The sequence below is a fragment of the Desulfosporosinus sp. BICA1-9 genome, assembly GCF_000802135.1.
This window is the reverse complement of the sequence record NZ_JUEE01000206.1, coordinates 1-24,307: the sequence shown is the minus strand read 5'-3', so window position 1 is coordinate 24,307 and position 24,307 is coordinate 1. Positions and strand designations below refer to the sequence as shown.

Sequence of the window (24,307 nt, the reverse complement as noted above, 5' to 3'; positions counted from 1 at the left end):
GTTAAGATAGGTTAAAGTATTAGCCTTATTGTTAATTCGTAAACTGTGAATTGATATAGAGAGAGTGATTCATGATGCGTATGGTGGACCTGATTGAAAAGAAACGGGAGGGGGAAATCCTTTCTAAGGGAGAAATCGGCTTTATTATTGAGAGCTATGTCCAAGGGATCATTCCCGAGTATCAAATGTCAGCTTGGGCTATGGCCGTTTATTTCCGGGGGATGTCGCTTGAAGAAACGGCAGACCTAACCATGGCGATGGCGCAGAGTGGAGATCAGCTGGATCTATCCTCTCTTGGAGGACGATTTGTCGATAAACACAGTACAGGAGGGGTGGGGGACAAGACCACCTTACTCCTGGGGCCTATGGTTGCAGCCTGCGGAGTACCTGTGGCGAAAATGTCGGGGAGAGGTTTAGGGCATACCGGAGGAACTATTGATAAGCTATCCGCGGTGCCGGGCTTCAGGGTCGAACTTACTCGGGAGGAATTTCTGGCACAAGTGAAGAAAATCGGGTTATCCGTTATTGCTCAATCAGGGAATCTCGTCCCCGCCGATAAAAAGCTTTATGCACTTAGGGATGTCACGGCGACCGTAAGTTCAGTTCCCTTGATTGCCTCTTCAGTCATGAGCAAGAAGATCGCAGCAGGAGCGCAGGGTATCATCCTAGATGTAAAGTATGGTTCAGGTGCCTTTATGAAAACCCTTGATGAGGCTAGGGTGCTGGCTAAGACCATGGTGGGCATAGGAAATCAACTGGGACGTCAGACCATCGCGGTGTTGAGTAATATGAATCAACCCTTAGGGCGAGCCGTGGGAAATAGCCTGGAGATTCTTGAAGTGGCGGACGCACTTCAAGGAAAAGGTCCTGAGGATTTAATGGAAGTAAGTCTAGAACTGGGGGCCTGGATGCTTGTGGCTGGACAGGTCGTAACGAACGTTGAGGCTGGGAAGGAAAAGTTGCGTGCCAGCCTGACCAATGGAGCTGCGTGGAATAAATTCTTGTCATTTCTAATGGAGCAGGGGGGAGATGCGCAAACGGTAGCGGATCGTCATCTAATGGTTGCCGCATGGAATCTGCCGATTCTTGCCCAGGAATCAGGCTATGTACAAGCGTTTGATGCGCATAAAATTGGGATCTTGGCTATGACCCTTGGGGCAGGACGAGTTACTAAAGAAAGTCCAATAGATTTAGGGACAGGGGTTATGCTTGTAAAAAAAGCAGGTGAGTGGGCTGAAGCCGGAGAACCCATCTTGCAACTCTATGGCAGTTCCCAGGCAACGTTGGCAGAGGGACTTCAGTTCGCTAATCGCTTAGTTTCAGTTGGGAGCCAAGCCCCTGATTTGCCTCCTTTAATCGAGGAAGTAATACAGTAGACCGATAAGGTATTCATAAAATCCCCCTCTTCACGTATGCATAGTATGAGTGCAACTGGGGAGGGGGATTTCATTATGGTGCGGGAAAAGAAGTATTACCCTTTAGCTCAAGGGTTAACAACTCAGGACACCTATGCTGTGCTTGGGGATGACGAAAAATTTAAAAAGCATAAACACGCTTGGAAGGTTTGGCGGACATTAAAAGAGTTTGGTTGTGTGGTTTATCCTGTGGCTGGTGAAATCCAACGCCTAGAGGGGAGTAAGGTTTATCCGAATTTAGCACCACTAACTGATAAGGTAACGGTGGTGGTGGCCTGCTTGCTTCCGGAGAGACTTGGTTCGCTGGTTCATGAGGCTGTGTCGGCAGGGGTTGGTAAGATTTGGTTCCAAGAGCAAACTTGGACACCTGAACTCCAACAAGAGTGTGAAAACGTAGGAATTGAAGTCATTCGCGGGTGCGTACTGCGGCATAAAGCTTATCCGTCCAAAATAAGTCTGCGTTATTTTAGTCCTTGTTATTGGCACGGTCTAAGAGAGGTTAAGGTACCACAGAAACGTTATGGGAGGTATTAGACAGGTGAGGAAGTGTCTTAGCCCCTTTCGGTGAAGAATATTATGCCATTCTTGGCGCAATATAAGCTTGGGGTCAGGGTCAGCTTGGTAGCTTGTGGCAGCTTGGTGTGTGGCAGCTTGGTGTGTGGCAGCTTGGTGGCAGGCCTGAAATATTCCCTTTTCCCAAAAGTTCACATTCTTCAAAGGAACTTGGCCTTCGCTAAGACGACAGGCGACAGTGAACTCGTTAAGCTAAATCTGAACCTCGAGACTTTGGTGGCGTAAGTCTCCAGAGGAAACTTTCGTTGAACCCTGACGAATACTTTCGCGCCGTTGAATGGACTCTACCTCCTTCGCCACCAAGTGTTCCTTTAAGGACAGCGGCTCCGTCGATACTCTCTACCGGAGACTATCGTGAACGAAGCAGAATATAAGCACCCACTTACAAGACGCGGGTGCTTAATATTCTGGATAATTACAAGACTTGCGAAGTGCTGTATCTCTCCCATGATAGCACTGGAACAAGTGCGGTGTCTCAGGACGTGCCTAGTGTCTAATAGCTTTAGCACACAAACAGCAGATTTTAGCATCTGCTGTTTTAATATATGCCGCTATTTTCATAGGTTCTCAGCAGATGCTAAAGCGACTTCGCCACCGAAGTCTCGATGTTCAGCTTTAGCTTAACGAGTTCACTGTCGTCCTGTCGATTTACCGAGGGCCAAGTTTTTGAGTAAGAAAAGTGATTGTGAGGATTTGAAGAATGTGATGAACTCAGGAAAAGGGAATATTTCAAGCCTGACCCTAAGTTTAGCAAGCTTAAGCGAATTTCATTCGATATATATTATTTTTTTGGGAATAATAGAATCACACTATATTGAGGGGGGACAAAAGATGCAAAAATATTTCAGGATTGTTTTAACCATGCTACTTGTGCTTGGAAATATTGGTGTTGCCAAGGTGCAACCGGTGCTGGGTGTTGAGATCCAGACAGATGCGACAAGTGCCATTTTGATGGATGCAGCATCTGGTGAAATCTATTTTGAGAAAGAATCACATAAAGAATTACCACCGGCAAGTGTCACAAAGATAATGACTTTACTGGTGGCCGCTGAAGCCATAGCAACAGAGAAAGTAAAGTTGACAGACAAAGTAACCGCCAGCGAGAACGCGAGCAAGCTTGGAGGTTCACAGATCTACCTTGAACCAGGGGAGATATTTACCTTAGAACAAATGTTGATAGCCATTGCTGTCGGCTCAGCAAATGATGGTTGTGTTGCAGTTGCGGAACATATTACCGGAACCCACGAAGCCTTTGTAGAGGAGATGAACCGTAAAGCACAGGAATTAGGGTTAAAAAATACACATTTTGCTAATGCTTACGGATTACCTGCGGAGGGTCACTATACGAGTGCGTATGATCTAGCGGTCATTTCCAAAGAAGCTCTTAATTACCCCTTAATACGGAAGTTAACCAGTATTAAAGAATATGACTTGCGTGACGGCAAATTCAAGCTTTGGAATACTAACAAGTTACTATGGTGGTATCCAGGTGCTGATGGTTTTAAAACAGGATGGACAAATGAGGCTAAATATTGCTTGTCTTCGACTGTTGAGAGAAATGGGCTAAGGTTAATTTGTGTCGTAATGGGTGTACCTCAAGTTAGAGGACATTTTGCTGAATCAATGAAAATTTATAATTATGGTTTTGCAAAGTATGAGTTTAAACAATTTGCTCCAGCCAACGCCAAGCAGGGAGTTGTCAAAGTTCTCAAGGGAGTAGAAGATCAGGTTATCGTAAATACGGAAAAACCATTAGGTGCAACTGTGGAAAAAGGGAAAGATAAAAACCTCTGGGTCGAGACAAAGCTAAACCCAGAGGTCAGTGCTCCTATTCAAAAAGGACAAACGTTAGGGCAAGTTCACCTGTATCGCAATGATCAGCTTAAAGCAAGCGTTAATTTGATAGCGGATCACGCTGTGGCAAAGGCAGGTCTGGTGCAGCAGGTAGAACGTACTCTAAAAGGAGTCTTTGGGTATTAAGACGGTAGTATTTAGATTGCGAGTCCAAATTAGGAGGATCTCAGTCAGATTCTAAATCTGATACTAAATCTGATCGATCGTTAATCTTTGCTAATTCGCGGATTCTCAGCAGCGCTGCACGCTCGATACGAGAGATTTGAACTTGTGATAGATTAAGTAGACTTGCGATTTGACTTTGAGTCTTATCTTCGAAAAATCTCATCATAAGGACACGCTTCTCCCGCTCGGGTAATTTGTCCAAGACCTCGTGAAGGGCAATTTTATCAAACCAACTTGACTCAAGTCCCTTTTCTTCAGAGAGTTGATCGAGAACGTAAATGGGATCGGAGTCGTCTTGATACAGGGTATCGTAGATTGAGGTAGGACTCTGAATTGCTTCAAGAGCCGTGACGATTTCATCCCGATCAACTCCAATATTGGTGGCAATTTCTCCGATGGTGGCTTCTCTGCCAAGGGTTGCTGAAAGTTCATCCCGAGCGCGATTTACTTTATAGACAAGTTCTTTGTAAGAACGAGGAACCTTTATGGGGTGGTCATCTCGGAGAAAACGTCGGATTTCGCCGATAATCATGGGTACTGCATAGGTCGAAAATTTAACTCCATAGGTAAAGTCGAATTTATCGATAGCTTTAATTAATCCGATCGTTCCGATTTGAAAGAGATCCTCCAGTTCATAACCTCGATGTGTGAAGCGTTGAACCAAATTAAAGATAAGTTTAAGATTGCAATTGATTAACCTCTCCCGTGCTTCTGTGTCCCCTTCTTTCGCTGCATGGAGGTATTTCATCATCTCTTTATCTGACAGCAGTGGAAAGTGGGGGAGATTCATTTCGGATAATCGTTGAATCATAATATGCCGCCCCCCTAATGCGAGGAGATGGGCGTTTGTTTAAATTGCTTTATCATGGTCACGGTAGTTCCCTCTTCAAGCACAGATTCTACTTGAAGTTCGTCCATAAACGATTGCATGAAGACAAAGCCTAGACCCATACGCTCTGGATCAGTACTGAAAGCAGGTTGCATAGCCTGCTCGACATCAGAGATGCCACACCCACGGTCTTTAACAACGATTCTGAGGGTAGTGCCGGTGATGTCTAGATCCAAGTAGACTAGGTTGTTGGGAATGTTATGGTAGCCGTGAATAATTGCGTTAGAAACCGCTTCTGAAACAGCGACTTTTAGTTCTTCGATGTCGTTCAATGGAAGATCCAGTTGTGCTCCTACTGAAGCAATAAGTAAACGAGCAATGCCTACATTCTCGGCGATACTTGAAAATGTAAGGTTTATTTGGTTCGATTTCATCTTAGGCTCCCCTTCCTTCCTCATATGCGTGTGCCTCATCCAAATAGAAGTTGATAATTTTAGGCAGACCAGACAATTCCATGATCTTATAAATGTGAGGGGGTACGTTTGTGATTTTGAGTTTACCTCCTAAGGCAATTAGTTTCTTGTATCTACCTAATATAACGCCCAGACCTGAACTGTCAACAAACTGGACATTTTGAAGGTTTAGAATGACTGTGCGAATTCCTCTCTTATCTATTTCACTGTCAATGGTTTGTCGTAGCATAGTCGCTGTGTGCATATCCAGTTCGCCATCTAAGCGCAAGAATAGAGTTAGGCGCTCTATTTTTTTTTCAACATTCAAGACCATTCCCCCTAACTATTAGCAATACTAATGAATTCGCCGTAATCCATAATTTTCCTGCTTAATTAAATAGTATTCTATGAAAAGCTGTGTCGAATATGTGGTTTTCATCGCCTCGTATAATTTTGGTCATTCAGATAATAATAGAGATTATCTGTCACTTGTAGAAAGGAGGAAAAACATTGGCTAATCAATCTTTTCGTGAGCCCACCCTCGCGGTAACCCCTGAAAAATATAAAATATTAGCGCAGCAATACACTCCCAAGCCCACGACAGTTAAAAATGTTAGCAGGGCCTTTGTGGTTGGCGGAATTATTTGTGCAATTGGCCAAGTCGTCATTAATTTTTTTGTGAGTGTTGGGTTGCCCCGTATGGAAGCATCAACCGCGGCAACAGCAACGATGATCTTCTTAGGAGCGCTGTTAACAGGCTTGGGGATTTATGACGAGATTGGTAAGTTTGGAGGTGCTGGTTCGATCGTTCCAGTTACTGGGTTTGCTAATTCCATTGTTGCACCTGCTATGGAATTTAAGCGTGAAGGCTACGTGTTAGGGGTTGGAGCAAAGCTATTTACGGTTGCCGGACCTGTGCTTGTTTATGGAATTGCCACATCGATTGTGGTAGGTCTAGTGTACTTTATGATTGCTTAGCATTGAGCTGACAAATTAGCATAATTGTAAACTGAGTACTTTAGGTAGGAATGGGGATGGTTAGGTATGGATTTGAAGCGAGCAGGAAATCAAACCGTGGTGTTTGCCAATCCACCGGTTATTTTATCATCATATTCCGTAGTGGGACCTAAAGAGGGACAAGGCCCATTAGGTAAAACGTTTAGTAAGGTATGGAAAGACCAGCTGGGTGGTGCAAAATCTTGGGAGGTTGCGGAGAGTCTCATGCTTCAGGAGGCTATGCAAGGGGCCATAGATCAGGCGGGTATTCCTAAAGACCATATTGACTACATGTTAGCCGGAGACTTACTTAATCAAATCATTTCCTCGAATTTTGCTGCGCGCCAGATGACGCTTCCCTTTATCGGACTATACGGAGCATGCTCGACCATGGCCTTGGGCCTGGCCGTGGGCAGTATGTTGATTGACGGAGGATTCGCCAAGCATATTTTAGTGGGAGTATCAAGTCATCATGATACAGCTGAGCGGCAATTTCGGGCCCCGACTGAGCAAGGCACCCAAAGGGCAATGAGCGCTCAGTGGACGGTTACAGGCGCAGGGAGTGTGCTTCTTGGGCGGAGTGGAGAGGGGCCGCGGATCACATCTGCCACGATTGGAAGGGTAGTCGACTTCGCTGAAACGGATGTCAATAACATGGGTTCAGCCATGGCCCCAGCGGTCGCGGATACGATTCTGAATCATTTCCATGACTTACAGCGGCAAGCCGTGGACTACGATTTAATTGCTTCCGGGGATCTAGGAGCGATTGGCTTAGCGCTTGCTACAGAAGTGCTAAAGCAAAGTGGTATCGATATGGGTACAACATTCACAGACTGTGGAGTTATGGTTTTTGATGCTAGCCAAGATGTCCATTCGGGAGCTAGTGGATGTGGCTGCTCGTCTGTGGTTTTCGCTGGGAATATAATGAGTCGCTTGAAACTCGGAGAATTAAAGCGAGTTATGCTTGTGGGGAGTGGCGCCTTGCATAGTTCCACCTCTGCGCTACAAGGAGAATCCATTCCGGGAATTGGGCATGCTGTTGTCATTGAGGCTCGAAAGGAGTAAAAACTATGTTTGAGATGATTATTCCAGCCTTCATTGTTGGTGGGATAATTTGTGTAATTGGACAACTCCTCATGGACTTTACAAAACCTGCCTTTACTCCAGCCCATGTCCTTGTTGCCTTTGTTACGGGTGGAGCAATCCTAGGGGCTTTAGGTCTGTACGAACCTCTTATAAAGCTAGGTGGGGCTGGAGCTTCGATCCCCTTATCTGGTTTTGGGTATAGTCTTGCCAAAGGGGCTATGGAGGCGGTTGAAAAACGTGGAGTCATGGGGGCTTTTTCGGGTGGTGTCGAAGCAACGGCGGTAGGGATTGCAACGGCGGTGTTTTTCGGGTACCTGATGTCGGTAGCGTTTAAACCTAAGGGATAACTCGATATTCGATGTTCGATGTTCGATATTCGTTGTACGAACCACGGATTACGAACCACGGATTATTAACCACAGCAGTGATCTTCGAATTCGAACTACGAACTACGAAAATCGAACCACGAAAAGGGTGTGAGTCTAATGGATAATAATTCAAGCGAAAAGAATATTTCGGTAAGCAAGAATTATCAAGAAAATGTGGATTACCTTAATAAGGAATTAGGGGTTCCTGATTGTTTTGATATAGTTCTTCGGGAGATGTCTATTGGCGGTAAACGAGTCGCCATTTATTGCGTCAATGGGATGGTTGACTCGACAGTGGTCAGTTTAATTCTCGACGCACTTATAGAACTAGAACGTTCGGATTTAATTGTTAACGCTCTAGATAAATTGGTTAAAGGACGAATCATTAATTTACAAGTTTCTGAAGTTCAAACCATGGATAAGGTGTTCTACTTTGTTTTATCAGGTCCGATGGCGATTTTTGTCGAGGGTCAAGATAAAGCTATTATTGTGGATGTCCGTTCCTATCCTGGTCGACAGCCACAGGAACCAGATATTGAGCGTGTGACCCGTGGATCTCGTGATGGATTTACAGAGGGCCTCGTTATAAACACCGCTTTAATTCGCAGGCGTTTGCGTGATCCAAAACTGCGTATGAAATTAGTTCAGGTAGGAGGTCGATCTAAGACTGATGTCTGTATTGCCTATATCGAAGATATCACTAATCTTGATATGGTCGATAAGATCCATAAAGATATTCAAGGGATCAAAATAGACGGGATTCCAATGGCGGAAAAAAGTGTTGAAGAATTTATTCTCGGTAGTAAGTTTTGGAATCCTTATCCTCGGGTACGCTATACTGAACGACCAGATGTGGCGGCCATTCATTTACTGGAAGGGTATGTAGTGATCCTAGTCGATACTTCTCCATCAGTGATGATTGCACCATCGACCTTTTGGAGTCATGTCCAGCATGCGGAAGAATATCGTCAGGAACCGATTGTGGGGGCATATCTGCGTTGGATCCGCTTTGGTGGGATTTTTGCCGCCCTCTTTCTTCTTCCTCTTTGGTTGGGCGCAGCCCTTAACCCGCAATTACTACCGGAATGGCTTGAGTTTATCGGCGTAACTAAACCTGCCAAGGTTTCCTTACTGGTACAAGTCTTAATAGCTGAGTTTGGGGTAGATCTCTTGAGGCTGGGCACAATCCATACCCCAGGTCCATTAGGCACGGCTTTAGGTTTGATTGCCGCGTTTATGCTAGGTGACATTGCGGTTAAGGTGGGATTGTTTACTCCGGAAGTGGTTATGTATATTGCCATTGTTTCGGTAGGGACATTTGCTACGCCCAGCTATGAGCTTGGGTTAGCGAATCGATTAGCGCGCTTGTTTATGGTTATAATGACGGGCCTCTTCAATTTTTGGGGGTTTTGGATCGGTGCGGCCTCAGTATTCTTTCTCCTATGGCGGACAAAGTCGTTTGGCGTGCCCTACCTCTGGCCACTCTTACCTTTCGATTTTAAGGCCATGAAAGGTATTCTCGTGCGCTCTCCAGTACCTATCAAAAATCAACGACCAAGTATTTTAAAAACACAAGACCGAGACCGTCAACCTTAATCGAGGTGCGACGGTCATGGAGGACCTAGTGTCGCTGGAGCCAAGACTCGAACAGGACGTTCGAGATTAGAGCGCCGCCATGACGATAAGCACGATATTCTCCAGTGGAGAGTATCGCCGAGCCACACACCCAAAATGAATACTTCGTGGCGAAGGAACGAGCTTATCGCCACACGGTGACTCATTACGCATACTCCTGCAGTGTGGATTGGCAAGGCGCCGTGATGGCGGGAAGCGACCGAGATTCGAGTGCATGTGAGCTTCTGAGCCTTGATGTCTTTCGCGAGGTGATTTTCCTGCTCTGTGATGCTCGTTGTGGCGGAGGAGAAATCTACCCGTCACTTTATAAGAAGGGGCGGTTTAGAAATTTGGATGAACATGAATGAAAGGATGCTAGATAAGTGAAGATAGGGTTTCCTCGGGCGCTTTATTACTTTGATTATTTCCCCTTTTGGGCTGGTTTCTTCCATCAATTAGATATAGAGGTTGTGACTTCACCACCGACACATCGCCGAATCATGGAACTCGGTTTAAAAAGTGCCAGTGATGAAACGTGTTTGCCCTTAAAGCTTCTTGCTGGGCATATCCAAGCCCTGCGGGAGGTCGATTGGATTTTCTTACCCCGAATGGTCAGTGTTGAAGCAGACACTTATACTTGTCCTAAATTTTTAGGGATTCCAGAGAGCCTACTTTCCGCTGTTCCTGCTGGGATTCCAGTTCTTACAGTCACGTTAAATTGGCGAAAGGGTCAACGTCAGGTTCTAAAAGACCTTACAGAAATGGCGGGACAACTGGGTAAAAGTAAGGCGGATATTCGGAAGGCCTTTGCTGAAGGTCAAAAGTGGCAAAAAAGGTTTCAAGATGCAAGAGGGAGAGAGTGGAATTTTGAGGAAAGCATTCGTGAGATAGCGAGTGCAAATTATTCGCCTAAACCTCAAAATACCCCTGTATCTACACAACGTACTTGGAAAGAGAGAATGTTCGGCAAGATGACCGTGATACCCTATACACTTCCGACGGATGTACCGCTTGCCAAGACCGTTAAACCCAAAGTGGTTCTTGATTCCGATCGGTTAAGAATTGCCTTAGTTGGACATTCTTACTTAACTCAAGAAACTTACGCTAACTTGAACCTGCTTAGGAAGCTACGGCAAAAAGCAGAAGTGGAGTTAGTTCAACACGTTGAGCAAGAGGAAATTGAGACTAATTTGTTAGGGTTGCGCAAAAAGTTGTTTTGGAGTCACTCTAAGGACATCTATGGTGCTGGCAACAAGTTTGTGACCGATCCAGAGGTTCACGGGATTATCTATTTGACCTGTTTCGGGTGTGGCACAGACTCAATGGTGCAAGAACTATTATCTCGAAAAGCCCGGCAACACCATAAACCCTATATGGTGATAACCCTTGATGAACACAGCGGCGAGGCGGGCCTTATTACTCGGCTAGAGGCCTTTTTGGACATGGTTGAAAGGAGGAGGATCCATGAAGGTTACGTTTCCACACATGGGGAACGCTTGGATAGTCATTCAAACACTCTTTGAATCTCTAAATGTTGAGGTGGTGGTCCCGCCGGTTAACAGTAAACGAACCCTGAATTTGGGAACTAGGTTAGCTCCAGAGTCAGCCTGCTTGCCCTTAAAACTAAATCTTGGCAATTATCTAGAAGCTGCGGATCAAGGGGCAGATACAATTGTAATTACAGGTGGAATTGGGCCCTGCCGCTTTGGATATTATGGGGAAGTGGAACGACAGATTTTGCGGGATGCCGGATACGACTATGAAGTAGTCACCCTTGAACCCCCTAATGGAAGCTTACTTGGACTGGCGAAGCGCATCCGTTACTTAGCGGGAACCAAGAACTCATGGACTAAAATTCTACGGACTTTGAGATTTACCTATTTGAAAAGTGTCGCGTTAGATCGAGTCGAAGATTTGATTCATGCAGCACGCCCTAGGCTCCCCTCTTCTTTGAGCACAGAAAGGCTTTATGAAGAAGCCAAGAGTCGATTAGGGCAAACGATGTCTGAAAAAGGAATTTTTGAGACCGTTCATTGGCTACAAGAGAGCATTCGTGAACGCCAAGCGAAGAGGGTTTTCTTCGATAATGGATACGATAAACCACTGCGAATTGGAATTGTCGGAGAGATATACACGATTCTTGATCCGTATTCCTCCATAGGTATCGAGGAAGAGCTTGGTCGATTAGGCGTGGAAGTTGATCGTTCAATCTATCTTTCGGGGTGGGTGGGGAGTCATATCTTTCAAGGTCTAGCTCCGGGATACCGGTCAATAAAATCTTATCCAAAGCATGCTAAACCCTATTTGCCTCATTTTGTAGGGGGACATGGTCGAGAAACAGTGGGAGCTGCAGTGAAGTTCGCTCGGGAAGGCTTTGATGGAATCATTCAGATTTTTCCGTTATCTTGTATGCCTGAAATTGTGGCTGCAAGCATTTTACCTAAAGTTCAAGAAGCCTACAAGATACCTATCATGACGCTAATTGTTGATGAACATACCGGTCAGGCGGGAATACAAACCCGTTTGGAGGCATTTGTTGACCTTCTGGAAAGACCGCGCTTGCTGCAAGGAACTCAACAAACAAGAGAGGAAGTGTTAGGCGTTGGGGGAAGATAAATTCTTTCTAGGTGTTGACGTTGGGTCAGTAAGTACTAACATGGTCTTGCTGCGCCCAGACAATACTTTGCAAGAGGCACTTTATCTAAGAACACAAGGACGCCCTATGCAAACGATCCAAGAGGGAATCAAACTCTTGAGATCTCGAATCCAGAATTCTACAGAAATCATCGGAGTGGGAGCTACAGGAAGTGCGCGTCAGCTAGCGGCAACGTTACTGGGTGCTGACGTCGTAAAGAATGAAATTACTGCTCATGCTGTAGCAGCTTCAAGGGTTAATCCTGAAGTGCAAACCATCCTTGAAATCGGCGGTCAGGATTCGAAAATCATTATCCTGCGAGATGGAGTGGTTTCTGATTTCGCCATGAATACCGTGTGTGCAGCTGGAACAGGCTCGTTTCTCGACCAGCAAGCGGCCAGGCTGGGTATTCCCATTGAAGAGTTTGGACCACTAGCCCTCCAATCAAAAAACCCAGTTCAGATTGCTGGGCGCTGCTCTGTCTTTGCGGAATCTGATATGATTCATAAACAACAGTTAGGGCACTCGCTGCCAGATATTTTAGCGGGACTCTGTATGGCGATGGTCAGGAACTACCTGAATAACGTAGGTAAAAATAAAGACATTAAAGGACCGATCTTCTTTCAAGGAGGGGTGGCCGCCAACCCCGGAATACGTAAAGCCTTTGAAGAAGAATTAGGGCAATCAATTATTGTACCAGAACATTTTGGGGTCATGGGCGCCTTAGGTGCTGCCTTCTTAGCGCAAGAAAAAGCTCTAAGTCGACCAGAAAGTCAAACTGGCTTTCGCGGGTTACAGCTTGCTGATACACAATTTCAAGCTAAGAGTTTTGAGTGTTCTGGGTGCGCAAACCGTTGTGAGGTAGTTGAAATTATGCAAGAGGGAGTGAGCTTAGCAAGGTGGGGAGATCGATGTGGTAAGTGGTCTCTTACTGTCGAAGCTAGCAGTGACATTGGTTTAATTAATCAGCAAAGGGAACAACGAGGAGCATAAAAAATTGCTTAGAGATAATTGGAGTGCCTTACCCAAAGCTCTTAAAGTTTATAAAGAAGTTAAAGAAGATATTGATGTTTGTCGGAATTCCTGTTAAAATTAATGGATGGAAATTCATAATACCTCATCTCTTTGGGGGTGTGGTAGAGGCGCGGATGACAAGAGTACCATGAAGAAGGTTGCGAACACCGATGAATTCATGGGAAAGGGAAATTCGCCGAAGCCCAAAAAGGCGTGCTTTTTGGTGCTGGGTCTGTAGTAAAGAACTGCAGGACTGTCACACGATGCTTTTGATCTTATCATCGTGTGGAGAACTACTCACAACAGGAGAAGAGGGTCATTGTTCCGTGCATCTTGTATGGCAACAGAGGACCTCCTTCTGTTGCCATTTTTAATTGATGTAATAATTTATTTGAGAAACGGGAGGAAGAGAAAATGAGGCTGCACGGCACACAATTAATTAATGAACAGGGGCATCTTGAAATTGGCGGTTGTGATACAGTAGAATTAGCCAAACAATTTGGAACCCCTTTATATGTCATGGATGAAGCCCATATCCGGGATATTTGTCGCCAGTATTATAGTTCGTTTGTTGAAGGTTTAGATAATACAGAGGTCATTTATGCGTCTAAAGCATTTTCCACCTTGGCTATGTGTCGAATAATTGAGGAAGAAGGATTGGGGTTGGATGTTGTCTCAGGAGGAGAACTCTATACAGCCCTGCAAGCCAACTTTACAGCTGGACGCATTTATTTTCACGGAAATAATAAATCTCGAGAAGAATTGACCATGGCCATTAAAGCTGGTGTGGGACGAATTGTAGTGGATAACTTTTATGAGATGAGCGTGCTCAATGATTTAGCTGCAGAACTAAACCAACAAGTCAACATCCTTCTTCGTGTGACACCGGGGATCGAAGCCCATACCCATGAATACATTCAGACGGGTCAGATCGATTCAAAATTTGGTTTCACCTTATCCGACGGTACAGCTAATCGAGCCTTAGATTTAGCTTTATCCTCTTCTAACTTGGTGCTGAAAGGGCTTCATGCCCATATTGGATCGCAGATTTTCGAATTAGAATCTTTCCGGCATGAAGTTCAGGTCATGATTGAGTATATGGCAGCTATGCACATGCGTACTGGTTGTCTTCTCCAAGAGTTAAATCTTGGCGGAGGCTTTGGAATCTATTATGCCTCAGGAGATGATCCTGCTCAAATTGCAGATTATGCAAAAACAGTTCAGGATGCTCTAGAGGAAGCTTGTTTAAATCAGAGTTTTCCTCGTCCTAAAATTATTGTTGAACCAGGTCGTTCAATTGTGGGAACGGCTGGAACAACAATTTACACCATCGGATCCAGCAAAGAGATTCCTGGAATTCGGAAATATGTTGCCGTCGATGGAGGTATGGCCGACAACCCCAGACCTTCTCTTTATCAAGCTCGCTACGAAGCGGTTCTTGCCAATCGCGCCAATGAAGAGGCGGCTGAACTTGTTTCTATTACTGGAAAGTGTTGCGAGTCCGGAGACATGCTGATTTGGGATCTTGATTTGCCAAAAGTCCAGCCTAGTGATCTACTGGCTGTTTCGTCGACGGGTGCCTATAACTATTCCATGTCCTCGAATTACAATCGCCTTACAAGGCCTGAGGTAGTTCTGGTAAAGAACGGTCAAGCAGATGTGATTGTCAAACGTGAAACCTATTCAGACTTACTTCGAAATGATCGTTTGCCAGAGCGTTTGAAGTATCTGCAGATGGCAAGTCGATAGTTGTATAAAGAGGAAAGAGGACCCGTACGTGTTCAATTCACGCTACGGGTCCTCTTTTTGACAATAAATCAGATATGGCTTCGAACCTCGGACCTTAATTTTTGGGGACGTACTATGATTAGATCCAGAGCCACTAAAATAAGGGTTGCAATTAGAATAAGGGCTAACCCTTTAGAAGAGACCGTCGGTGCATAAGAATAGGCTGGCATTGAATAAGAGGAGAAGGTCAACTGTGGTGAATAATTCATAGGAGATGGAACGATGTATTGAGCTTGCGGTGAATAGGGCGAAGGATAGTAATAATAATTGCTTTCTAGTGGCGGGACATAGTTAGCAGCATAATTTGTTGGGGAGGAAAGCACGGTGTTTTGGTGGAAGAGGCCAGGATTTCTCAATACAGGAGTATAGGCACGGAAATTTCCGCGGGAATAGCCATGGTTCAATGATAGTCCCCCCCTTTTATCATCTATCAAAGCAAGTTTATGACTCACTTAGTTAGCCTAAATAAGCAAGAAGTAAGGTTTACACCAGTATATGTAAAATTTTAACATAATGACAACTGTGATGGAAAAATAACATTTCTAGATCGGAATTTCATTTTCCAAAAACAATTTACTCCCAGTCTCCTAATTTAGAAGAGAGACATTTTTTTATATTTTTTATGGTTAGCCGGAATATTTCAAGGCAGAATGTTTGATGCTAAAGGAAAAGCTTTGGAATGGAGTGGATTCGGATGTACGAGAATAAGAGGTATGTGCAGAAGATTTTCCGGATCTTAAAATCCTATAAAAATAGCCTCTTAATTGGATTTTTTATAGGAGTCAGTTTGGTTATGGTTGTTGGTTTAGTAGGCCAGGTTCTAGGAAAAGAAAACAAACCACTTAGTCATGTAACTGCTAAAGACGATTTTGAACGGAGGGATGGAGAAACCCCGCAACAAACAAGTGTTGAAAATAACGCTATAGTAGTTGAAGAGCCTACTGAAGAGCCGATCGAAGATCCGATTGAAGAGCCTGCTGGCTCCATATCTTCCTTTGCTAAACAACATTTTACCGTACTTTTAGTCGGAGTCGATCAAAGAACTGGTAAAAAATCCCTGAGCAACACCGATACGCTTCTAATGGCAAGTATCAATACACTGAACGGTAAAGTTACCCTCCTGTCCATACCTCGCGACACCCAAGTTATGATACCAGGCTATGGAAAGGAGAAAATTAACGCCGCTGCGCGGTTAGGGAAAGGACTTAAAACAACAGAGGCCTTGCTTGAAGAACTAACTGGTCAGACTATAGATGGGTATATGCTGACAAACTTTACTGGATTTAAGACAATTATAGATATTTTGGGAGGGATAAGTCTCACAGTAGAGAAAGACATGTATTACCTCACTGGAGACAAAGTAGATGGTGTCATAAACCTTTGTAAAGGGCCTCAACGTTTAAATGGAACACAAGCTTTACAATACGCACGGTTTCGACAAGATAACTTGGGGGATATAACAAGAGCAACTCGTCAACAGGCTGTCATAAAGGCCATGGAAAAGGAATTTTTACAAATGAAAACCGTACCAAAACTACCAGCGTTGATTACTCAGATGGCTAAGTCCGTAGAAACCGATCTTTCAATAGGACAACTGTGGTCGCTAGCCAATCTTCTACTTAGTTACGACACACTAGATATTACATCTCAAACTTTACCAGGAAATTTTATGATTGAAAACGAGATTAGTTATTGGCGAGTGAACCCTCAGAAGGCAAAGGTTGTAGTAAAACGTCTTTTGGAAGAGGGGAAGACGACTTCGGTGTTCTTTAATTTTGAGGGGACGGATCTTGAGCAGGACGAATGAGCCTTAGCATTTACCCACCAGATAAGCTCTTGAGGTTTCATTCAAAGATTCAGAGGATTTTAGAGTAAAAGGGTCGAATTAACTTGTCATCTTGTCATTTTATATAATCAGTTGTATACTATATGAGATTTAAGACTTAGAAGGCAATTTTTTGGAGGGTGGACATTGGATAAGCTACTTGAAAGTTTGAAAGAATACTTGCACATGGAAACTGAAATTCCTTTTGAAGAGTTTTCGGACTATTATCGTCAACTGATTTCAGAACTGAACCAAACGTTTAGCGATCTTGATAAGGACGCTCGTGTTAAAGCACTCTATATTTGTACGATTGTTCAATCAAATGCGGATGCCAGAGCCAAAGCAAGCAAAGTTAATGCTAAAACATTCAAGAAAATGAGTGCAAAATGTGCATTCTGGGCAGATGCGATTAAATTCAATTTGACTAAAGACGGGATGTCTGCTGAAGAGATTGAACAAGCAACCGAAGAGATTAATACTAGTATCTAAACTGATAAATTTAAAGAAGAAAACCTCAAGCCTCTTATGGGTTTGAGGTTTTCTTCGTATTGGATTGGAAATGACAAGTCTTTTGAAAAAATTTTGAGAAATATTTGCTCCTACGTGAAACAAAAGAAGTTTTTCAATCGTATTAAGAGTGTAGATAAAAAATCAAGTAAGGATTATAGGAGGATATGAACATGACTGAAAAGGTATACCGTTCTGTACGAGAAAAGATGATCGGAGGGGTTTGTGGAGGGCTTGCTGATTATTTTCGTGTCGATGTCACCCTAGTGCGGCTCATTGCCTTAGTAGCTTTGTTTGCAGGAGGGGTTGGTTTTCCAGCATATCTAGTTGCGTGGATAATTATACCAGTTGATCCCGCAGGACAATTCGGGTATTCCGGGGACCAAAAGCGTGAAGTTGGGGATTTTGTTAAACAAGTCGTCTCCGATGTGGAAGAGGTTGCTACTGATTTTGATAAGCAGGAAAATCATGAGAACCGCTCGAAAATGGCGGGTGGAGTGTTGGTGATCCTAGGAGGATTTTTTTTACTTGAACGCTGGTTTCCGATTTGGTTCAATATGAGCAAAATGTGGCCTTTACTTCTAATTATTATTGGACTTGCCATCGTTTTTAGGGGGGGACGAAAATGAAAAGAGTCTTTGATTCCCTGAGTCGCGGGCTACTTCTAATTGTCTTAGGGCTAATCTTTTTCTTGCTTAACTATGGGGTATTATCCTGGAATTTATGGGTCCATGTCGTCGATCTATGGCCGTTAATCCTTATCTTGGCAGGAATTGGTTTGTTTTTTAACCGACGGATTCCCTTCAGCACTGTTTTGTTGATTTTCCTTTTGAGCATGGTTGGATACTCTTTGGTGGTGGGTGATAAGCCTGGGCCTATGCCTTGGAATCGTACATTTCATAGTGTTTCGGATGGAACGGGTACAATAGACGTCCCATTACCCTCGGAGGTCAAGAAAGTGCGGGTTAACCTTGAACTGGGAGGAGCACAGGTTCAAGTAAAGGAGTTGGCATCAGGGAATACCGAGGCAAAACTTATGACTGGGACCTATAAATGGGTAAGTCGGATTTCAGATCCAGGACCGAATGCCTCGCCTGTTCAGATTAAGCAATCGGGAGATACCATCACAGCGACACTCTCTTCCCATTCATCAATGGGGAAGAGAGAACGCAATTTGAGTGATATTGCACTAAATCTTTCGCCCAAGGTACACTATGACTTAGATATCGAAGCGGGCGCGATTAACGGAATGATTGATTTAAGTCAGCTTATGGTGGATAATTTAAAAATAGGTACAGGAGCTAGTAACTTCGAGCTTCAATTTGGAGAGACTGGAATTGCTACTCAAGGAAAGATTGACAGCGGGGCTTCCAAGTTAACATTGGTGGTTCCCGAAAGTGTCGGTTTACAGATTCGCCTAAAAGGAGTGGCTACAAGTACTGACTTTATGGGCTCAGGCTTATTGCTAGACGATAAGAAATGGGTCAGTCCGAACTATTCTGAAGCTAAGACTAAAATAGATCTGGAAATTTCTACAGCTGCTGGTTCAGTGAGGTTAGAACGACCAAAGATGAGTCTTCAGTGAACTCGTTCAGCTAAGCTCAACAACAGCACCTACTTCTGATAGAACTAAGGTTCGTGAAACTTCTATAAACCTAGGTTGCTAGGGATCAAGGAGAGTGTAAATGCTCTTCTTTTTCGTATATTCATGGGTGTTTGAAGTTTCTAAATTACTACAAATCTATGAAGTTGATGAAAACAGGCAGATGATGGTATAATTTAAGAACAATTTATAGAGAATTTGAGGATGGAACAATGGATATCATATTGGCTCATCGCCAACTCGATTTTGATGCCTTAGCATCGATGGTGGCTGCTCAAAAGATTTATCCAAACAGCGTCTTAGTCATGGACGGGAAACCGAATGACTACGTGCAAGATTTTTTGGCCCTCTCTCGGGATCAATTACGGTTTCGAAAAGCGCAAGATATTGACATGGACGAGGTTTCCAGGGTCATCTTGGTGGACACTCATGAGCTACAACGTGCGGGCCCGGTGGGCGAAAAGGTCGCTAAAACCTCTGGAGTTGAGCTGGAAATCTATGATCATCATCCCTATGCGGGAAAGCTCAAACCGGGAATGGTGATTGAACCGGTTGGAGCCTGTGCAACGCTCTTAGTTGAAAAATTAGCCGGACTTGGCTTACCGTTGAGTAGCTTTGAAGCGACTTTGATTGCCATCGGAATTTATGACGATACCGGAAGTTTGTTGTTTGATAGCACCACAGTTCGTGATGTACACGCTGTGGCTTATTTATTAGGACAAGGAGCGAATCTGGGGGTTATTGCTAAATACTTACGACGGCCACTTGCCGAGGAACAAAAAGACTTATTACAGCAATTGTTGGATCAGGGACAGACGGAATTTTTTGATGGCTTACCGGTCTATATTTCGTATGCTGAGTCAGAAGATTATGTCGGTGGCCTGGCTTTGTTAGTTCATCGTGTTGGGGAACTTGAAGGTGCTGATACTTGGTTTCTGTTAGTCAAGATGGAGAATCGAGTCTATATCGTGGGTCGATCGAGAGGAAGAGGCTTACCAGTCAATGGATTGGTCCAATTATTTGGTGGTGCCGGCCATGAGAGGGCGGCATCAGCGACCATTAAGGATGGAGAAATTCCTGTCCTCCTTAAACAACTGCGTTCTGCGATTCAAAGCCGAGCTAATCGGCCCCATATGGTCCGAGATATTATGAGTTATCCGGTTAAAACCGTTTCTCCGGAGACAAAACTTGGCGAGGTAGAACAAATTCTCTTGCGTTACGGACACACAGGAGTACCTGTCACAGAGGATAAGAGTCTAGTAGGGATTATTTCTCGGCGAGATGTTGATAAGGCGATTAAACACGGTCTACGACACGCGCCAGTAAAAGGGTTTATGACCACAAAGGTTAAAACGGTAGATGTAGAGGCCCCGTGGGATGAGGTTCAACGTCTCATGGTTCGAAATGACATTGGGCGTCTCCCCGTAGTTGAAGAAGGTAACCTTGTAGGCATTGTTTCCAGGTCTGATGTCTTACGTCTCATTCACGGTGGTTCGGTTCCTATTGAAGCACAACTTGGTCGTGAACGCAGTGCAGCCATGCGTCAGGACATTTTGGATTTGATAAAAAGTTTGCCGAAAGAAGTCCAAAATCTACTTGAGGCGGTCCGAGATACCGCTCAGGAAGAACAATGCTCCGTTTATCTTGTTGGAGGGTTTGTCCGGGATTTACTACTTTCCGTTCCGACACAAGACTTGGATTTTGTGGTGGAAGGCAGCGGCGGCCAATTTGCACAGGCTTTAATGAGGAGAATGCCAGAGGGTAAACTAACCCAGCATGTAAAATTTGGAACAGCACAGATTATTTTTCCTGATGGGAGTCATCTCGACGTAGCAAGTACGAGATGGGAACATTATTCCTTTCCCGGAGCGCTTCCCCAAGTAGAGGAATCATGTTTGCGAGATGATCTTTTCCGACGTGATTTTACGATTAACTCCATGGCAATTTGCTTGAATGCAGAGCGTTATGGAGAACTTGTGGATTATTACGGTGGCAAACGAGATTTGCAACAAGGAAAAATCCGCTACTTACACAATATTAGTTTTATCGATGATCCTACGCGGATGCTGAGGGCAATTCGCTTTGCGGAACGGTATCATTTTAATTTGGCTAAAGAAACACTCGAAGCGCTTCATACAGCGATAGATACTGGAGTCCTTGCTAAACTAAGCATAGAACGCTTTACTGAAGAGATTATGCATATCTTTACCGAAGTAAACTATCTAGCTATGGGTCAAACCTTGATCAAGTGCGGCTTATTTAAGGCCTGGTTCAGAGAGGAGTTTAACTGGAACTTTAGCTTAGAGGACCTAGAGGATAGTGCTCAATGGTCTCTGAAGCTGCGTTGGTTAATGGCTATTTCTAATATGGACAACGCAAGTATCGAGAAAGTCCTGGAGCGAGTAAATTTAAATAGATCCCTAAGGGATGAAACAATAGCCTTAATTAGTCTGCGCGATACTTTGATGGATTCTTTGACTTTAAGTGAGCTGGACAGAGTGCTAAACAAAGCCCCGAAGGAGGCTGTCATCGCCTTAGCAAGGGATGAACGTTATAAGCAGCAAATAACGGAATGCCTTGAGGCTGGCCAAAGAATAAACATGTCCCTTAATGGTAAAGCCCTAATCCAAATGGGTGTTAAGCAGGGCCCAGAGATCGGACAAATTCTGGATCGAGTGCGCATGGCCTGGCTGGAGGGTCAAATTAGCACTTCGGAAGAAGAGCAGGAAATAGCTAGTCAATGGGTCTATGCCCAGCGTTAGAAGGAGGAGAAGCATTTGCCTGATTTTAATTTAACGGCCATTATCGCCAATATACCCGCCTTGATGATTGGTTTTGCCTTTCATGAATATGCTCATGCCTGGGCAGCTGACCGTTTAGGTGACCCAACTCCCCGCAGCCAAGGACGCTTAACCTTAAATCCATTTGTGCATTTAGATCTTTTTGGAACGATCATGGCTCTTTTATTTCGTTTTGGCTGGGCTAAGCCAGTCATGACCAACCCTCAATATTTTAGAGGAGATAAAGAGAGGGGTTTAATGTTGGTTTCCTTGGCAGGACCTCTTACAAACTTGATCATAGCGTTTGTGGCCATGTTTTTTTGGTTTCTAACGATGATCTCGATTCAAGCCTCTGCCTGGAGTGACATTATTTCGCTAATGTTTCAATCCATAGTACTCATGAATCTAGGGTTAGGTATCTTTAACCTCCTACCAATTCCTCCCCTCGATGGTTTCGCAATTCTCGGAGGGTTATTACCTCGAAGCTTCGCGCCTCGGTTACAAGTGATAGAGCAGTATGGTATGATAATCTTGATTGTGCTTCTCTTTACAGATATTCTAGGTATGGTGCTTTTTCCAGTAAGGAAGGGCTTATTTGATGCTTTTGAGAAAATCATTACCTTAATACTAACCCCCTTTATTGGGTAGAGCGGTAGTACGGAACTTAGTATAGGTGGATTTTTGACTCTCTCTCCTAGTGATGGTTAGCCATTTGATAAATTAGTCAATAATTAAGTTAGCGAGATTTAGATTACAAAAGGAGTGTTAGTGTGAAAGGGAGAATTTTAAGTGGCATGAGGCCTACTGGGGCACTGCATATAGGGCACCTGAGTGTCATTCAGAACTGGGTAGCTTTACAAGCAGACTATGAATGCTATTTTTCCATTGTGGATTTGCATGCTTTGACAACAGGGTATGAGGATCGCTTAAACTTTCCAAGTCTTCGGCGGGAGATTGCCTTAGATTGGCTAAGTGTAGGGATTGATCCTCAGAAAAGTGCTGTCTTTATCCAATCGGCAGTCAAAGAGCATGCGGAGCTTCATCTGCTTTTTTCTATGTTTACGCCCATATCTTGGCTGGAACGTGTTCCTACCTACAAAGACCAAATCCAACAATTAAGTCTGCAGGGGAAAGATTTAGGGACGTATGGATTTTTGGGATACCCCCTCTTACAGGCAGCTGATATTTTGGTCTATAAGGCAAACGTAGTGCCAGTCGGAGAAGATCAACTTCCGCATATTGAGCTGTGCCGAGAAGTTGCTCGCCGTTTCAATCACTTATTCGGAATGGTCTTTCCTGAGCCACAAGGGTTGGTGGGTAAAGTGCCTCTTTTACCGGGCGTTGATGGGCGAAAAATGAGCAAAAGTTATCATAATGCGATTTCCCTTACAGCTTCTGCTGAGGAGATCAAGACTCGTGTTCAACAAATGGTCACTGATCCAGCTCGGCTCCGTAAAGATGACCCAGGGCATCCAGAAGTCTGTATTGTCCATAAGTTCCATCAAATCTACACACCGGAAGTTGCAGAAGTGGAAGAGAGTTGCCGCACAGGAAAAGTAGGCTGTGTCGCTTGTAAACGGCATCTGGCAGGGAATCTGGAGAAATTAATCAGTCCGTTTAGAGAGAGGCGTACATATTGGGAGGAACCAGGTAGGGTGGAGCAGGTTCTCGAAGAAGGGGCAGAGCGTGCCCGAGCTACTGCCTCGGAGACCATGAAAGAAGTCCGCTGTGTCATGGGACTATAAGTGAATGGACACTGACAAAACAGTGACCCAGGTCAAACTTCCTGCTTATCAAGGTCCTTTGGATTTACTATTGACACTGATACAACAAGAAAAAGTGGACATCTACGATATACCGATTGCGCGAATTGCCGATCAGTTTGTGGAAGCGATACGCCAGTTAGGGTCTATGGACATGGAAGTCACGACTGAATTTCTAGTGCTTGCGGCACAATTGCTTTATATTAAATCAAGGGAGCTCTTGCCAAAACCTCCGAAGACTGCCCAGACTGAGGTCGAAGAGGAAGATCTTCGCCAGGAATTGGTTGAGCGCTTAATAGCCTATCGGACGTTCAAGCAGGCGGCTCAACTATTTGAGAAGCTGGATACATCCTCCGGACGATCCTATTTTCGTGAGGTTAATGTCGAGGACTTACTCTCGGAAGTGCCACCTGAGGATCCACTCAAAGGGATTGTGTTCGATAATCTTTGGCAAGCGTTTTGTAGAGTGATCGAACGTGCGGAAAAAGGGGAAGAAATCCGACATGTAAAACCGGATGAGATCGCGATTGAGAGAGTGCTGGCGGATGTTTTACGGCGTGTTCTACTACATCCCAAAGGAATACGCTTTTACCAGCTCATGCGGATAGGATCACGCATGGAAATGGTGGTCTCTTTTCTGGCCTTGCTAGAACTCTTAAAGTCAGGAAAAATTCGAGCTGAACAACCATCCCAGCTCAGTGATATTATGATGTTTCCAACGGCAAAAGCTTGGGAATTCACGGAAGAGGAGTAGATGGAATGCTGTTTCGAGAGCCGGAAACGGCGGCCTTAGAAGCCCTATTATTTGTTGCCAAGAATCCGCTCACCTCTGAACTCCTAGGGGAGATTCTTGAATTAGACCAAGCGAAGGTTGAAGAGCTCATATTTGAGCTTCGTGACCGTTATCTTCTGAACTCTTGTGGGTTAACGATCTTAGAAATTAATGGTGGATACAAATTGGGCACTAAGCCCGAATTGGCCCGTTATATCGAAGTTCTGTATAAACAACCTGTTCAAGTGCTCTCTAATGCAGCTTTAGA

The 24,307-nt window shown here is 44.4% G+C and carries 24 protein-coding genes and 1 riboswitch; of the genes, 20 read left to right on the top strand and 4 right to left on the bottom strand.

The window, feature by feature from the left end:
- The first annotated feature begins 74 nt into the window (after positions 1 to 74).
- The 3 genes from JL57_RS25535 to JL57_RS25520 all read left to right on the top strand — a co-directional run bounded on the left by JL57_RS25535 (position 75) and on the right by JL57_RS25520 (position 3,968).
- Positions 75 to 1,376: a pyrimidine-nucleoside phosphorylase gene (locus JL57_RS25535; protein ID WP_034144740.1), complete on the top strand. Its 1,302-nt coding sequence runs from the start codon at positions 75 to 77 to the stop codon at positions 1,374 to 1,376.
- Positions 1,377 to 1,451: 75 nt separating this feature from the next.
- Positions 1,452 to 1,949, top strand: coding sequence for a CoA-binding protein (locus JL57_RS25530; RefSeq protein WP_291300560.1), 498 nt, complete (start codon positions 1,452 to 1,454; stop codon positions 1,947 to 1,949).
- Between the two features lie 870 nt (positions 1,950 to 2,819).
- Entirely contained in the window at positions 2,820 to 3,968 is a 1,149-nt protein-coding gene (locus tag JL57_RS25520; RefSeq protein WP_034144722.1) for a D-alanyl-D-alanine carboxypeptidase family protein, read from the top strand.
- A 40-nt stretch (positions 3,969 to 4,008) separates the two neighbouring features.
- On the opposite strand, the gene sigF is transcribed toward JL57_RS25520, so the two are convergent.
- From sigF to spoIIAA, 3 genes are read right to left on the bottom strand one after another with little or no spacing between them, the layout of a single operon-like run.
- Positions 4,009 to 4,818, bottom strand: coding sequence for an RNA polymerase sporulation sigma factor SigF (sigF, locus tag JL57_RS25515; protein WP_034144721.1), 810 nt, complete (start codon positions 4,816 to 4,818; stop codon positions 4,009 to 4,011).
- Between the two features lie 14 nt (positions 4,819 to 4,832).
- Positions 4,833 to 5,270 carry an anti-sigma F factor gene (gene spoIIAB, locus JL57_RS25510; protein ID WP_034144720.1) on the bottom strand — a complete coding sequence of 146 codons (438 nt, stop codon included), beginning with the start codon at positions 5,268 to 5,270 and terminating at the stop codon, positions 4,833 to 4,835.
- Between the two features lies 1 nt (position 5,271).
- Positions 5,272 to 5,616 (bottom strand): anti-sigma F factor antagonist, encoded by a 345-nt coding sequence (gene spoIIAA / locus JL57_RS25505; RefSeq protein ID WP_034144719.1) that lies wholly within the window; start codon positions 5,614 to 5,616, stop codon positions 5,272 to 5,274.
- Between the two features lie 182 nt (positions 5,617 to 5,798).
- Between spoIIAA and spoVAC the strand changes: the two genes are divergently transcribed.
- From spoVAC to lysA, 8 genes are all read left to right on the top strand, one after another.
- The gene (spoVAC, locus tag JL57_RS25500) at positions 5,799 to 6,266 is read left to right on the top strand and encodes a stage V sporulation protein AC (protein ID WP_034144718.1); all 468 of its coding nucleotides are present in this window, start codon (positions 5,799 to 5,801) and stop codon (positions 6,264 to 6,266) included.
- A 66-nt stretch (positions 6,267 to 6,332) separates the two neighbouring features.
- Positions 6,333 to 7,349, top strand: coding sequence for a stage V sporulation protein AD (gene spoVAD, locus JL57_RS25495; RefSeq protein ID WP_034144717.1), 1,017 nt, complete (start codon positions 6,333 to 6,335; stop codon positions 7,347 to 7,349).
- Positions 7,350 to 7,354: 5 nt separating this feature from the next.
- Positions 7,355 to 7,717 (top strand): stage V sporulation protein AE, encoded by a 363-nt coding sequence (gene spoVAE, locus JL57_RS25490; protein WP_034144716.1) that lies wholly within the window; start codon positions 7,355 to 7,357, stop codon positions 7,715 to 7,717.
- Between the two features lie 138 nt (positions 7,718 to 7,855).
- Complete coding sequence (locus tag JL57_RS25485) at positions 7,856 to 9,334, top strand: spore germination protein (RefSeq protein ID WP_034144715.1); 1,479 nt, start codon at positions 7,856 to 7,858, stop codon at positions 9,332 to 9,334.
- A 401-nt stretch (positions 9,335 to 9,735) separates the two neighbouring features.
- Positions 9,736 to 10,875 (top strand): acyl-CoA dehydratase activase-related protein, encoded by a 1,140-nt coding sequence (locus JL57_RS25480; protein ID WP_034144714.1) that lies wholly within the window; start codon positions 9,736 to 9,738, stop codon positions 10,873 to 10,875.
- Complete coding sequence (locus tag JL57_RS25475; protein WP_034144713.1) at positions 10,817 to 11,968, top strand: acyl-CoA dehydratase activase-related protein; 1,152 nt, start codon at positions 10,817 to 10,819, stop codon at positions 11,966 to 11,968. Before JL57_RS25480 ends, JL57_RS25475 begins: the two co-directional genes overlap by 59 nt.
- Positions 11,955 to 12,980: an acyl-CoA dehydratase activase gene (locus JL57_RS25470; RefSeq protein WP_034144712.1), complete on the top strand. Its 1,026-nt coding sequence runs from the start codon at positions 11,955 to 11,957 to the stop codon at positions 12,978 to 12,980. The genes JL57_RS25475 and JL57_RS25470 overlap by 14 nt, the downstream gene beginning before the upstream one ends.
- 136 nt (positions 12,981 to 13,116) lie before the next feature.
- Positions 13,117 to 13,305: riboswitch (Lysine riboswitch) on the top strand.
- Between the two features lie 110 nt (positions 13,306 to 13,415).
- Positions 13,416 to 14,750, top strand: coding sequence for a diaminopimelate decarboxylase (lysA, locus tag JL57_RS25465; RefSeq protein WP_034144711.1), 1,335 nt, complete (start codon positions 13,416 to 13,418; stop codon positions 14,748 to 14,750).
- 68 nt (positions 14,751 to 14,818) lie between these two features.
- On the opposite strand, the gene JL57_RS25460 is transcribed toward lysA, so the two are convergent.
- Positions 14,819 to 15,193 (bottom strand): hypothetical protein, encoded by a 375-nt coding sequence (locus JL57_RS25460; RefSeq protein ID WP_034144710.1) that lies wholly within the window; start codon positions 15,191 to 15,193, stop codon positions 14,819 to 14,821.
- A 290-nt stretch (positions 15,194 to 15,483) separates the two neighbouring features.
- On the opposite strand from JL57_RS25460, the gene JL57_RS25455 reads away from it, so the two are divergent.
- From JL57_RS25455 to JL57_RS25415, 9 genes are all read left to right on the top strand, one after another.
- The gene (locus tag JL57_RS25455) at positions 15,484 to 16,596 is read left to right on the top strand and encodes an LCP family protein (RefSeq protein ID WP_045691483.1); all 1,113 of its coding nucleotides are present in this window, start codon (positions 15,484 to 15,486) and stop codon (positions 16,594 to 16,596) included.
- A gap of 165 nt (positions 16,597 to 16,761) precedes the next feature.
- Positions 16,762 to 17,103 (top strand): hypothetical protein, encoded by a 342-nt coding sequence (locus JL57_RS25450; protein WP_034144708.1) that lies wholly within the window; start codon positions 16,762 to 16,764, stop codon positions 17,101 to 17,103.
- A gap of 191 nt (positions 17,104 to 17,294) precedes the next feature.
- The gene (locus tag JL57_RS25445) at positions 17,295 to 17,750 is read left to right on the top strand and encodes a PspC domain-containing protein (protein ID WP_034144707.1); all 456 of its coding nucleotides are present in this window, start codon (positions 17,295 to 17,297) and stop codon (positions 17,748 to 17,750) included.
- Positions 17,747 to 18,706 (top strand): LiaF transmembrane domain-containing protein, encoded by a 960-nt coding sequence (locus JL57_RS25440; RefSeq protein WP_034144706.1) that lies wholly within the window; start codon positions 17,747 to 17,749, stop codon positions 18,704 to 18,706. Before JL57_RS25445 ends, JL57_RS25440 begins: the two co-directional genes overlap by 4 nt.
- 230 nt (positions 18,707 to 18,936) lie before the next feature.
- Entirely contained in the window at positions 18,937 to 21,486 is a 2,550-nt protein-coding gene (locus tag JL57_RS25435; RefSeq protein WP_034144705.1) for a CBS domain-containing protein, read from the top strand.
- Positions 21,487 to 21,501: 15 nt separating this feature from the next.
- Entirely contained in the window at positions 21,502 to 22,152 is a 651-nt protein-coding gene (locus tag JL57_RS25430; RefSeq protein WP_034144704.1) for a site-2 protease family protein, read from the top strand.
- A gap of 122 nt (positions 22,153 to 22,274) precedes the next feature.
- Complete coding sequence (gene trpS, locus JL57_RS25425; RefSeq protein WP_034144703.1) at positions 22,275 to 23,249, top strand: tryptophan--tRNA ligase; 975 nt, start codon at positions 22,275 to 22,277, stop codon at positions 23,247 to 23,249.
- Positions 23,250 to 23,253: 4 nt separating this feature from the next.
- Positions 23,254 to 24,021 carry a ScpA family protein gene (locus JL57_RS25420; RefSeq protein ID WP_034144702.1) on the top strand — a complete coding sequence of 256 codons (768 nt, stop codon included), beginning with the start codon at positions 23,254 to 23,256 and terminating at the stop codon, positions 24,019 to 24,021.
- A 5-nt stretch (positions 24,022 to 24,026) separates the two neighbouring features.
- Positions 24,027 to 24,307 (top strand): SMC-Scp complex subunit ScpB (locus JL57_RS25415; protein ID WP_034144701.1); only part of this gene is annotated, 281 nt, incomplete at its 3' end.